General features: G+C 57.6%; 9 protein-coding genes and 6 tRNA genes. 2 read left to right on the forward strand and 13 right to left on the reverse strand.

Annotated features, from left to right (window positions below):
• Positions 1-158: 158 nt before the first annotated feature.
• Positions 159-1,658, forward strand: a complete 1,500-nt coding sequence (locus RSQ48_RS03220) for an MFS transporter (protein ID WP_415302155.1) — start codon at positions 159-161, stop codon at positions 1,656-1,658.
• Between the two features lie 101 nt (positions 1,659-1,759).
• Here RSQ48_RS03220 and RSQ48_RS03225 read toward each other — a convergent pair whose 3' ends face one another.
• From RSQ48_RS03225 to bioB, 3 genes are all read right to left on the reverse strand, one after another.
• Positions 1,760-2,776, reverse strand: a complete 1,017-nt coding sequence (locus RSQ48_RS03225; protein ID WP_415302156.1) for a BMP family protein — start codon at positions 2,774-2,776, stop codon at positions 1,760-1,762.
• A 169-nt stretch (positions 2,777-2,945) separates the two neighbouring features.
• Complete coding sequence (locus RSQ48_RS03230) at positions 2,946-3,797, reverse strand: EamA/RhaT family transporter (protein ID WP_415302157.1); 852 nt, start codon at positions 3,795-3,797, stop codon at positions 2,946-2,948.
• Between the two features lies 1 nt (position 3,798).
• Complete coding sequence (gene bioB / locus RSQ48_RS03235; protein WP_003803719.1) at positions 3,799-4,815, reverse strand: biotin synthase BioB; 1,017 nt, start codon at positions 4,813-4,815, stop codon at positions 3,799-3,801.
• 288 nt (positions 4,816-5,103) lie between these two features.
• Between bioB and RSQ48_RS03240 the strand changes: the two genes are divergently transcribed.
• Complete coding sequence (locus RSQ48_RS03240; protein WP_003803716.1) at positions 5,104-5,526, forward strand: acyl-CoA thioesterase; 423 nt, start codon at positions 5,104-5,106, stop codon at positions 5,524-5,526.
• Here the strand turns inward: RSQ48_RS03240 and RSQ48_RS03245 are convergent.
• The 10 genes from RSQ48_RS03245 to RSQ48_RS03290 all read right to left on the reverse strand — a co-directional run bounded on the left by RSQ48_RS03245 (position 5,503) and on the right by RSQ48_RS03290 (position 12,065).
• On the reverse strand, positions 5,503-5,985 hold the full coding sequence (locus RSQ48_RS03245) for a DUF3293 domain-containing protein (protein ID WP_003803714.1): 483 nt from the start codon (positions 5,983-5,985) through the stop codon (positions 5,503-5,505). The two genes, RSQ48_RS03240 and RSQ48_RS03245, sit on opposite strands and share 24 nt — an antisense overlap.
• Positions 5,986-6,174: 189 nt before the next feature.
• Positions 6,175-9,246, reverse strand: coding sequence for an efflux RND transporter permease subunit (locus tag RSQ48_RS03250; protein ID WP_415302158.1), 3,072 nt, complete (start codon positions 9,244-9,246; stop codon positions 6,175-6,177).
• Positions 9,243-10,328 (reverse strand): efflux RND transporter periplasmic adaptor subunit, encoded by a 1,086-nt coding sequence (locus RSQ48_RS03255; protein ID WP_131071303.1) that lies wholly within the window; start codon positions 10,326-10,328, stop codon positions 9,243-9,245. The genes RSQ48_RS03250 and RSQ48_RS03255 overlap by 4 nt, the downstream gene beginning before the upstream one ends.
• A 52-nt stretch (positions 10,329-10,380) precedes the next feature.
• Positions 10,381-10,992 (reverse strand): TetR/AcrR family transcriptional regulator, encoded by a 612-nt coding sequence (locus RSQ48_RS03260; RefSeq protein ID WP_059318664.1) that lies wholly within the window; start codon positions 10,990-10,992, stop codon positions 10,381-10,383.
• A gap of 393 nt (positions 10,993-11,385) precedes the next feature.
• A tRNA-Asp gene (locus RSQ48_RS03265) sits at positions 11,386-11,462 on the reverse strand.
• Between the two features lie 23 nt (positions 11,463-11,485).
• Positions 11,486-11,561: transfer RNA gene (locus tag RSQ48_RS03270), tRNA-Glu, on the reverse strand.
• Between the two features lie 25 nt (positions 11,562-11,586).
• Positions 11,587-11,662 (reverse strand) — tRNA-Ala (locus RSQ48_RS03275).
• Between the two features lie 125 nt (positions 11,663-11,787).
• Positions 11,788-11,864 (reverse strand) — tRNA-Asp (locus RSQ48_RS03280).
• Between the two features lie 23 nt (positions 11,865-11,887).
• Positions 11,888-11,963, reverse strand: a tRNA-Glu gene (locus RSQ48_RS03285).
• A gap of 26 nt (positions 11,964-11,989) precedes the next feature.
• Positions 11,990-12,065: transfer RNA gene (locus RSQ48_RS03290), tRNA-Ala, on the reverse strand.
• Positions 12,066-12,403 lie beyond the last annotated feature (338 nt).

The raw sequence follows: 12,403 nt of genomic DNA on the forward strand, positions 1-12,403 counted from the left end.
TCCCGCGCCAGTCCGGCGTGGCGTGGGAGAGAAGGCTTACAAAGCGCTGGCTGCAAGCTGGCGCTTTTTTTTTACCGTGCTTCTGTCGCGATATCGGTGCCGACACCTGAACGATCGCGATGGCCTGGGCGGTTCTGCAGTTTTTTTAGGATGTGTGGATGCTGACATCGGTGGGTGCGTTCTCGTCCCTGTATTTTGCGACCCTGATGCTCTTGCTCAGCTCGGGCCTGTTCAATACCTTCATGGGGGTGCGCCTGACGGCCATCTCGGTGTCAGAGGTGTGGATCGGCGGCCTGATTGCCGTGTATTACCTGGGTCTGGTTTTTGGCGCCCGTATGGGACATCGCCTCATCATGGGGGTAGGCCATATTCGGGCCTATGCGGCCAGCGCGGCTATTGTCACCATTTGTGTGCTGCTTCAGATTCTGATCGACTCCATGTACGTCTGGTTGTTGCTGCGCTTTTTGGCGGGCGCGGCCATGGTGGTGCAGTTTATGGGGATTGAAAGCTGGCTGAATGAGCAAAGTGACAACAGCCAGCGCGGTACGATTTTTGCCATCTACATGGTGTTTTCCAGCCTGGGTACGGTGCTGGGACAGTTGTCCCTCACGCTGTTTCCCCATTTGAATTACGAGCCCTTGGTATTTGTGGCCATTTGTTCGGCCTTCAGTCTGGTGCCCGTGGCCATTACCCGCCGCAGTCACCCGCCTTTGCAGGTACCAGCGCCGATCAATGCACGCTATTACGTTGATCGAGTGCCCCTGTCCATGATGGTGTTGCTGGTTGCCGGTATGCTGACGGGTGCTTTTTATGGTCTGGCACCGGTGTACGCTGTGCGCGTGCATTTAAGTAGTGAGCAGGCTGCCTTGTTTGTGGCGGTGTCGGTGGCCGCGGGCGTTCTGGCGCAATGGCCGGTAGGTTGGCTGGCGGATCGCATGAGCCGCGTCAAGCTGATTCGCATCAATGCCATTTGTTTGCTGGCCCTGGCCATTCCATTATGGGGCTGGTTCGAGGTGCCGTTTTGGTTTTTGCTGATCTTCTCGGCCATGTTCGGGGTGCTGCAATTTACCCTGTATCCCTTGGGGGCGGCGTTTGCCAATGACAACGTCGATCCGGAGCGGCGCGTAGGTCTTAGTGCCATTCTTTATATGGTGTATGGGCTGGGGGCCTGTGTGGGGCCGCTGCTGGCCGGTGGCCTGATGACCTATATCGGCAGCAATCTGTATTACATCTTTGTGGCGGTCTGTGGCTTGTCGCTGGTCTTGCTGGTTCGTCCGCAAAAGGTACTGGGTGACCACTTGAGCCAGGATGCTCCCACCACTTTTGTGCCCATGCCCGACAGTTTGCAAAGCTCGGCAGCCGCCGTGGCGCTGGACCCACGCGTGGATATCAGCTCTGACGTGTCGCACGACCCGGTGTTCGAGGATCTGCCGCCCGTTCAAGAGCGGGTGCCCGCAACGATGGAAAGCACGGCCATGGAGCGCAAGGAGGGGGATGAATCTGCAGGGGCGACACATACAGAGAAAGACAAGGGGGGTGATCCCGTCGTGGGCAGCGCCGCAGACTTGGATGGCTCTGGGAAGCAGATCGATACGGGAAGCCCGGGACACGCCGAAGACGCAGAGAGCAAGCGTACATCGTCAGATCCGGGTTCCTGAGCCCTCGCCAGAATCGGACATGGTGTTGTAGCCTTTTCAAGCATGATTCATTCATGAAAAAACCCAGGCCACGCCTGGGTTTTTGTAGGCCTGCCTGAATCTTAAATCTGGAATTCAGGCCCGTTAAATTCGGCCTCAACCTCAATCTTGCCGCTCAGAATGTCCTGCTGCAGCGCTGCAATACGCTGGCGCACGACATCCGGGGTATCGGGAGCCATGATCAGCCGTACCGCATCAGGCTGTTGCAAGCCCACCTTAAAGATCTTGCCGGACTCGAACTTGTTTTCGCTCAGGTCCTTGCATGCTTGAAAAACGCCAATGCCTACATCCGCCCAGGCCGAACCTATAAACACATCGGGTTCGCGAGCCACCCAGTCAATCACATTGCCGATCTGCTTGATGCCCAGTTCACGGCAGGCCTGCGTTGTGCCGCTACGTCCTTTGTTCAGCATGGTGTAGATGATGTCTGCTCCGGCTTTGGCCTGAGCCTGGGTGACGCGGGCGGCCAGCTCAATATCATCCTGATTGCCGGAGAAATTTGTCAGCAGCTTCACCTCCGGATTGGCGTGCTTGACGCCAGCCGCATAGGACGCACGGGCGCGTAAGCCCGGTGGCACCCGTATCCCGGACTGGTGTGCCACCACGCCGGTTTTCGTCATCAGGGCTGCATAGGCACCGGCCAGCCAGGCGGACTCTTCCTGACGAACGTCGTAACTGCTCAGATTGCTGGCGGTAACCGCTCCTTGGGTGATCACCAGGCGGATATCAGGAAACTCCTTGGCGACAGCCAGTGCGGCGTCGGTATTCTGACCTCCGTGAGCGATCAGCAAGTCAGGTTTGTAGTGAGTGGCCAGTTCACGCAAGGCGGCCATCTGCGCCTGGGTTTCATTGGCAACCTGGTCTTTGTAATGGCCGCTAAGAGCGAGCTGATCCATGGCTTTTTTAAAGCCTTGGTAGCCCGCCTGCATGAAGCCGTTGTCATCGATGTGGCCGCAGAACAGGGCAGCGACCACCGGTTTGCTGGCAGCCAGAACGCGGCGGCTGAGCCAAGGCGTGGCCAATGTGCCCGCTGCAGCGCAGGTGGCCAGTAGTAATTGGCGGCGTGTTAATCCGGTCATGATGATGTCTCCTGGGTAGTCTCCGACGTGAGCGTCGGTAGAATTTGTTTTTTCTAATCTACAGGAGATGAAAAGCAGTCGTGCCCCGTCGCTTTAAATGTCAATCATATGGCTTTTCTTATAGTGCGGTTTGCCGGGCCCCGATGGGCTTGGCCCGGCAGGGGGCTGTTTAACGGGGAATCAGCGCGACGATGGCTCCTATGGCCAAGACAACACCCACGATATTGAGCGCACTAAGCTTTTCTTTGAAGAAACCGGCTCCAATGAGGGCTCCCAGCGCAATCACGCCGATGTTCATGGCAGAAAACACCAGAGTCGGGTTTTCGGGAAAGAGCTGATGGGCCCGAATATAAAAGAAAATATTCCCAAAATTCAGTGAACCCAGTACCAGTCCGGCCAGCAGGCTACCTTTGTGCCATTGGCAGCGCTTGATCAACAGCCAGCACAACATCAGCACACCCGCCAGGGAAAAGGACACAACCAGGCTGCTGGAGAAGGCAGCGCCCGCTTTGGAGAGCTGCTTGAACAGAATGTCGATCACGCCATACCCTAACCATACCGCCAGCAGCATCAGGGCAGGGTGCCCGGATCCCGGCTCCTGACTGCTGGACGAGCGGGGGCGTATCAGCAAACACAGCAGGGCAGTCAGGGCCAGGGCAATACCCAGCAGTTTCTGGCCGCCCATGTGTTCGCCAAACAGAAGAAAAGCAGCCAACAAGGGTAGAAACAGCGACAGTCGCTGGGCAGCGTCACTGAGTACGATGCCAGCCTGTCGGACGGCGGCCGCCATGAACAGAAAGACACTGGGCAGCAGGACGCCCAGCGCAATCAGAATCCACCACGGGGTAGCAGGATTGAGCAGGCTGCTCGGATGGGGTTGCAACAGTACCACGCTTAAGGTGACTGCTACGCCGTAGTTGACCATGATGGCCTGAGCCACATCGATCTGCCGCTGGCGAGCGATCTTCAGCAAAATGGAAACGGCAACACTACACAGAATACTGGCGAACAGGGTCAGCATGTCAGAGAGCCTCGAGCATGGCGCGTGGTCGGGTCTGTTCCAGGGACAGAGGTGGTTCGGACAAGGTGGTTTTGGCAGCTTCCAGTTGCAGTCGGGCAAACAGATCCTGATCGGCCACAAACTGCGGATTGCCAGTCGTCAACAATTGCTCGCCGTAGAAAATCGAGTTGGCTCCGGCCATAAAGCACAGTGCCTGGGTGCTGTCGTCCATGGTTTCGCGGCCGGCAGACAGGCGTACGGCGCTGGTGGGCATCAGGATGCGGGCAATGGCGATGGTGCGCACAAACTCGAAAGGGTCCAGGTCCTCGACCTGATCCAGAGGCGTTCCGGGCACTTTAACCAGTTGATTGATCGGCACGGACTCGGGGTAGGGGCGCATATTGGCCAGTTGAGCAAGCAGACCGGCACGCTCGCGCCGGCTCTCGCCCATGCCAATGATTCCGCCGCAACAACTGTTCAATCCGGCTGCGCGGACACGTTCCAAGGTGTCCAGCCGGTCTTGGTAGGTGCGTGTGCTGATGATCTGTCCGTAGAATTCCGGCGAGGTGTCCAGATTGTGGTTGTAGTAGTCCAGTCCGGCCTCTTTAAGGCGTTCGGCCTGGCCTTCTTTGAGCATGCCCAGGGTGACACAGGTTTCCAGTCCCATGGCTTTGACAGCGCTGACCATATCAATGACTTGATCCAGCTGTTTTTCGGTGGGGGAGCGCCAGGCAGCGCCCATGCAAAAGCGTTGCGCTCCTTGTGCCTGGGCCGCACGCGCGGCTTCCAGCACCTTCTCCAGAGGCATCAGGGGTTCGGGTTCCAGCTCGGTCTGGTACTTGGACGACTGTGGACAATAGGAACAGTCCTCGGGACAGGCGCCTGTCTTGATGGACAGAAGGCTGGAGAGCTGGATCTGATTGGCAGGGTGGTGTTGTCTATGGACAGTCTGTGCCTGGAATACAAGGTCCATAAAAGGCAACTCGTACAGCTCCATGATGCGACGGATCGTCCAGGGGGCGGGGGTATTTACAGACATGGCAGGCTACCTTATTCAGTGACGCGGCTATGCTAGGTTCTCCCTCACTGAAAGACGACTTTGCCGCCCTGTCGATAGCACGCCATTGTCGGGCTGACTGGCTTGTTTTCATGTTAATTGAATGAAAATGCGCATAATTTCTTCTAATTTTCATTATTTATGTTGATGCAAATTGTTTCCATCCAAATATTTGCAAAATGTTTCAATGGCTGATTGACAGGCTGATTGCCCAGGGTTCGAGGTTTTTATCCGCGCTAAACTAAGGGGAAAATTTGTCAAAGGATCAACATGCATGTGTTCGAGCGCCGCATCACCGTGGAGTGGGGTGACTGCGATGAGGCCGGGATTGTTTTTTATCCCAATTATTTTTATTGGTTTGACAGCACGTATCAGGCCTGGCTGCGGCAAGTGGGGTTGAGTCAGCGTATTTTGCAAAGTGAGTACGACGCGGTGACACCACTGGTGGATGTGGGCGCCAATTTCCGTGCGCCGGTGACTTATGACCAGGAAATTCGTATTGGGGTGCGGGTCGTCCAATGGCAGGAGGGACGTTTCAAGATGGAATACCAGGTCTTCAATATGGACGGGGTACAGGTTGCCAGCGGTCATGAGTGGCGCGCGTGGGCGAAGGTTCTGCCCGGGGGAAAACTCAAAGCGGCGGCCATTGCCCCCGGTTTTCGTCAGCGTCTAGAGGGAGGTGGTGCTGTTTAACTGGGCCTGATTCGACGCAGGCAGGCGTTGTTGCACATCATGCAAGGCCGGCTTGCCATCGAGCGGGATGTAGACAAAAGCCAATTGCTTGAACAGGCGCGCTTGCCAGCGTGCTTGTTGCAGGCTGATATCGAGTACCAGCAGGCTGGGTTCATCTGGCCATTTACCATTGGGGTCCAGGTTGACTGCAGGCCACCAGCGCAAGTCCAGTTTCTGCAAACTACGCAGCAAACTTTCCTGGACTGCGTCGTTAAAAGCACGGCTGCAAATTTGTGCGCCTGGATTGCAGGCGGTCAAAATCGCCGCCCCACGGCTGGTTTCCTGTTGCAGTAACTGATTTAAGGTTCTGTTGAACTGGCCGATACGCACATCTATATCGCCCTGCGGGCTATGTACACGGTAGATCGCCTTCTCGAATGCGTGAGACAGGGCGGCGGGCAGGTCTTTCTGTGTAGACATAAGCTATCTTGCGTCGTTCTGTTCTCTGGACCCACAAAACAGGCAGTGGGGTGCATGGTTTCTGTGCTAAAGCCCACCCCCGGCAAAAGGCGCCCATTTTTAATGGGAGGCAGCCGGCAGAGAAAAAATCTGCCGGGCGCGGGGGGCTTGTTTCAGACCATGCATCCATTATTTACACAGTTTCAGCCTTCAAGCAAGGGATGCGACCCGTGGGTCCTGGATGCGATTCCAGATGGCATACAGGCTGGGCAAGAATAAAAGGGTCAGGATGGTGCCGATGGCTGTGCCGCCGATCAGCGTCAATGCCATGGATCCCCAGAACACGGAAAACGATAGCGGGATAAACGCCAGCACGGCGGCCAGCGCCGTCAAGATAACCGGGCGGGCGCGCTGGACGGTAGCTTCAATCACCGCATCATAGGGGGAGGCCCCTTCGGCGCGATTGGTCTTGATCTGCTCGATCAGGATGAGCGTGTTACGCATCAGGATGCCGGCCAGACCAATCAGCCCCAAAATGGCGGTGAAACCAAAGGGCTGCTGAAAGATCAGCAGGGCCGGCACGCTGCCAATCAGTCCCAAGGGGGCAGTCAGAAATACCATGATCATGTTCGAGAGCGAACGCACCTGGATCACGATGACCAGGAGCATCAGCGCAATCATGACCGGAAAGACCGGCAACAGAGCGTCGTTGGATTTCTTGGCCTCGGCGGTAATCCCGCCCATCTCGATCAGATAGCCCGGTGGCAGAGAGGCTTGCAGGGGAGCAAATGCCTCCATGACCCGGTTGGCCACTTCTGCCGGCTGAACGTGTGGAGCAATGTCACCGCGCACGGTCATGGTGGGTAAACGATTGCGGCGAGCCAACTTGGGCTCCTCCTGGATGATCTCCAGTTTCCCAATCTGTTCCAGTGGCAGGTTCTTGCCTTGGTCGTTGGTGACGGTCAGGCCAGACAGTCGGGTGGGGTCATGCCGGTTGATCGCCGAGCTGCGGGCGATGACCAGGACATTGCGCAGGTCCTCACGGTATTCCGCCACTGTCGTACCATCGAGTTGCAGCTGAATTTGCTCGGCCAGACGCTGGCGGTTCAAGCCCAGGGCTTGCAGGCGTTGCGGGTCTATATCCAGCTTCAACACGGGCACGCGTGCGCCCCAGTCCACGTTGACCTGACGCATGTCCGGGTCGGCTCGCATGATGGCCATGGCCTGTTCCGAAATGTCGCGCAACCTGTCCAGTTCGGGGCCCCGAACCAGAAACTCGACCGGATACTTGGTGGAGGGGCCAAATACCAGTTGGGTGGCGCGAACCCGTGCCTCGGGAGTCAGACCATCGGCCACCACCTGACGAAAGCGCTGCAGCAAGGCATCGCGGTCGTGATGATCCGCCGTCAGGACGACCAGACGGGCAAACGAAGGGTCCGGCAGTTCCGGGTTGTAGGACAGAAAAAAGCGTGGCGCACCCTGTCCGGCATAGCTGGTGACCAGTCGTGTTTCAGGCTGCTCGCGCAGCCAGCTTTCCACTTTGCGGGTGACGGCCTGAGTGGACTGGATGCTGCTGCCTTCGGGCAACTGCACCTCCACCAGCAGTTCAGGCCGATCGGACGTGGGGAAAAACTGCTGTTTGACGAAACCCATGCCCACCACCGCCAATATGAAGGCCCCCACCACAATACCGGCCACCAGAAACTTATGGTGTACGGACCAGGCGATCATGCGCCGCAGGCGCATATAGTTGGGCGTGTCGTAAATGGCTTGATGGCCCCCTGGGCGGGCCGCAATGGCGGGCAAGAGCTTCACGCCCATATAAGGCGTGAACGCCACGGCGACCACCCAGGAAGTCAACAGGGCGGCTGCCAGAATCCAGAAGATGTTGCCTGCATACTCTCCGGCAGAGGAGCGGGCAAACCCGACGGGCAGAAAGCCAATAATGGTCACCAGCGTGCCAGAGAGCATCGGGGCTGCCGTATGATTCCAGGCGTAGGCGGCGGCCTTCAGGCGGTCCATGCCTTCTTCCATCTTCACGATCATGATCTCGATGGCAATAATGGCATCGTCCACCAGCAGGCCCAGCGAGATAATCAGCGCGCCCAGTGTGACTCGGTCAAAGACCTTGCCCGTCATCATCATGATGACAAACACCATGGCTAGTGTCAGGGGGACGGCAGCGGCCACGACGATCCCCACCCGCCAGCCCATGCTGATCAGACACACCAGCAGCACCACACTGAGCGCGGCGAAGAACTTGAACATGAACTCGCCCACCGCCGAGGCAATATTCACCGATTGGTTGGTCACGGTCTCCAGCGAGAATCCCAAAGGCAGGGCGGCAGCAATCTCTTCGCGCGCTTTCTCGAGATCTTTGCCCAGGTACAGGCCGTTATAGCCTTCTTGCATGACCACATCCAGCAGCATGGCAAACTGCGCATTATGATGAATCTCGAAGCTGGGCGGGTCCTCGTAGCCCCGGCTGATGGTGGCAATATCGCCCAGACGCAGCGCGTGACCCTGAACATAAATATAGGTGTCGCTGATCGCCTGAACATTATCCAGTCCCGCACTGAGGCGCAGATGAATCCGTGGCCCGTCGGTACTGATGGCGCCACTGGGGGTCATGGCGCTGCGCTGCGACAGGGCCTGCAGGATCTGTTTGGGATTGAGTTGCAAATTGTGCAGCTTGGTCTCGTCCAGATCGATGAAAATACGTTCGCTTTGCTCCCCCAGGATGTTGACCTTCTTGACGCCGGGCACTTGCAGCAACTGGCTGCGTACCTTCTCCGCTTCCCGGGTCAGCAGGCGGGGCGGCAAACCAGGGGCCTGCAGCGCGAACAGGCTGAACGACACATCCGAATACTCGTCATTGACGAAAGGGCCCTGTACGCCCTGGGGCAGACTGGGCGCCTGATCCTGGAGCTTTTTACGTAACTGGTAGAACTCGCTCTGGACATCGGCCGGGGGCATGGTGTCCTTCAAGGTCACCACCATCAGGGCAGTGCCGGGACGGGTGACAGTCTCCACTTTGTCAAACCAGCGCAGCTCCTGCATGCGTTTTTCCAGGGGCTCGGCCACCAGATCCTGCATTTCCTGGGCCGTGGCACCGGGCCACAGGGTGGTAACGGTAAGAACTTTGACGGTAAACGCCGGGTCTTCTGCCCGACCCAGTTTGACGAAGGAGTAGATGCCGGACGCCGCCAGGGCGATGATCAGAAATAGCGTGATGGCCCGTTCGCGCACGGCCAGCGCGGAAAGGTTGAAGCGGCCTGTCATGGCTTGGCCTCGCGTGTTTCAGGGCGCACTTCCTGGCCTTCGTGCAAGAGATTGGCGCCCAGCGCCACGATAGGGGTGCCCGCATCGGGCCCATCGGAAAGGTAGGCGTGTTCCTGGGCCAGCTTGGCGATAGTCACTGCCTGCCAATGCACGGTGTTCTGAGCGTCGATGACCCACACGCCCGGGCCTTTGCCTGGATCGTAAAGCGCGGTGAGGGGAACCTGGTTCAAGGCATCCGCCTCCGGGGGTGTCAGGTGCACGATGGCGCTGGAACCCAGGCGGGCGCTGATGTTTTCATCGTCAAAGGAGAAGCGGGCCTGATAGCTGCGCGTGGCCGGGTCCGAGGACTGGGCCAGTTCGCGCAATCGGGCGGGCAGGCTTTGCTGGGAGTCGGTCAGCTCGATCGTGGCGCGGGTGCCCAGCGGAATATCCCATTGCTCAGGCAGGCTGACGATCACCTCTCGCGGGCCGTCCTGAGCCAGACGCAGCACGGCCTGGCCGGGACTGACAACCTGGCCAACGTCACCCATCTGCGCAGTGATAATGCCATCCGCATCTGCCTTTAGGGCGCTGTACTGATCGGCATTCCGTGCGATTTCGGCCTGTGCCTGGGCGGACTTGAGATTGGCCTGAGCGCTGCGCAACGCCTGTCTGCTTTGTTCGTGGGCCTGACGAGAGACGCCCCCCTGGTCGACCAGCAAAGACAGGCGCTTGTAATCCGATTCGGCCTGTTCGGCCTGAGCCTGGGCAGCTTGTACGGCGGCCAGACGGGCGCGGTGATCCAACTGCAGGTCCTTGGGGTCCAGCGTCATGAGGAGCTGCCCCTTTTTCACATGTTCACCGTTTTGGACATGGCGTGTGTCAATTTTGCCGCCCACCCGGAAGGCCAGTGGGCTTTCGATTCGTGCGCTGACCAGTCCCAGAAAGCGCCGTTGCTGATCCGCCTTGGCTTGAACCATGCTTTGAATCACCAAGGGCGCCTGGGTGCGCGGGTCAGCCTCCTGGGTCTGCTGGCTGCACCCCATGAGAACCAGGGCGGTGGACAAACTCAATACAGGACTAAGAGAGCGAAAGAGAGCCATGCAGGACTCCGGGTAAGTAAATAGTTGGTTGAACTGTAACTCGGGAGGTAGGTCAGGGCATCAGGCTGCGCAAAATCAGGGGAGTTACCACCAGCAAACCCTGACGCGTTTTTTCGGCCGGATGTATCTCCAGCAGCACGGGATGCAGACAGGCTGTGAGTGCAAACAAAATGCCCTGAACCACTTCGTCCAGCGGGGTACGCCGCTCGAAGTCTCCGCTTTCCCGGCCTGCGCGTACCAGTGCCGTGATTTGTGCCAGCAGATCCTGCCTGTGCTGATCGACAGTGGGCCAGTTGTTTTGCAGGGCCTCGATCACGACTTCCTGCATGCGCCCTTCTTGCAGGAACAGCTCCAGGCTTAGCTGGCAGGCGGTTTCGATAAAGTGGCGCAGCCGCTCGATGGGAGGGAGGTCACTGTCGACAATCTGCTGCAGCTGCTGATGCATGCCATGCAGCACCGAGTGGCAAATGGCCTGGCCGATAGCCTGCTTGGAGTCGAAGAAGCGATACAGGTAAGCGCTGGAGACGCCGATTGATTTGGCCAGACTCGCGACCGAGGTTTTGCGATAACCATAGAGCCGGAAATGCCTGTTGGCCTGCTCGATGATCTGTTCGCGGCGATGGTGTTCGGTCGGGCCACGCTGGCCCAGGGTGCTGACAGGCATGACTCTTGAATATTGAAGTAACGATAATGCAATACATTAACTTCCCCGGAGAGCGGGAGCAAGACAATTGCTGATTTGAATAGGGAGCAATGCAAGAGCACTAGCAAGCCACAGGCCTGCGCAGGCAGCTCGCTTGCAACTGGCGTGAGCCCTGGGCCACGCCTCATTTCCTGGAAAGGGGGCTGGGACTATCAGGGGGGGGGCATGGTACCGGTAGGAGAGCCCGATGGACGGGGTGGCCTTGGAGGAGCGGAGCGCGACCATGGTTTGACTCGGGGCGCTGGGTTGCGGCGTGCCTGGAAAGGCAGGCCTTTATAAAAGCCTGCCATGGGTTTTGCAGCAGTAAAGAAAAAAGCCTGACAGATCGAAATCTATCAGGCTTTTTGGAATTTTTGGCGGAGCGGACGGGGCTCGAACCCGCGACCCCCGGCGTGACAGGCCGGTATTCTAACCAACTGAACTACCGCTCCGCAGCGGTGCCAAGCAAAAGCTTTGGCGTCCCCTAGGGGATTCGAACCCCTGTACCCACCGTGAAAGGGTGGTGTCCTAGGCCTCTAGACGAAGGGGACAGGACTTACAACTAAACCGTCGTTTTGGTGGAGGTAAGCGGGATCGAACCGCTGACCTCTTGCATGCCATGCAAGCGCTCTCCCAGCTGAGCTATACCCCCAATTTTTCTTTACTTCATTTTTTGACTGTGCCAAAAAACTAAAGTATCGAAATAAGTGTCAGGCTTGACGAGGCTTGCCACTTCAAACTGCTAGAACCAGTCCGGGACTGATTCATAAAATCTTTTGGCGGAGCGGACGGGGCTCGAACCCGCGACCCCCGGCGTGACAGGCCGGTATTCTAACCAACTGAACTACCGCTCCGCAGCGGTGCCAAGCAAAAGCTTTGGCGTCCCCTAGGGGATTCGAACCCCTGTACCCACCGTGAAAGGGTGGTGTCCTAGGCCTCTAGACGAAGGGGACAGGACTTACAGCTAATCTTCGTTTTTTGGTGGAGGTAAGCGGGATCGAACCGCTGACCTCTTGCATGCCATGCAAGCGCTCTCCCAGCTGAGCTATACCCCCATTTCGGTGTTCTTTTTTGTTGACCACCAACGAAGAATTGAGATTATGAAGATGTTTTTGTCTTTGTGCAAGTCTTTTGAGAGAAAAAAGAAAAATAAAGCAAAAAAACTTCAAGACAGGGGGCTAAGGCAAGACGAACGCGGGTAGGAAGGGGCGAGATGGACACAAGAGGCAGGCACGGGAAACCGGGGCGAGTGCGACTTGCTCCCATCCGTATCTTTTTATTTCAAGCGGTGTTTTGTATCTTCTTTGTGTCATAACATTTCATATATGAGTCAATAGACGTAAATCGTTTCTCGACTTCACGTCGTTTTTTTGTCCCTTGCGCGGGGGGGGGG

This window comes from Alcaligenes sp. SJTW-7 (genome assembly GCF_047716895.1).
Lineage (GTDB): Bacteria > Pseudomonadota > Gammaproteobacteria > Burkholderiales > Burkholderiaceae_B > Alcaligenes > Alcaligenes ammonioxydans.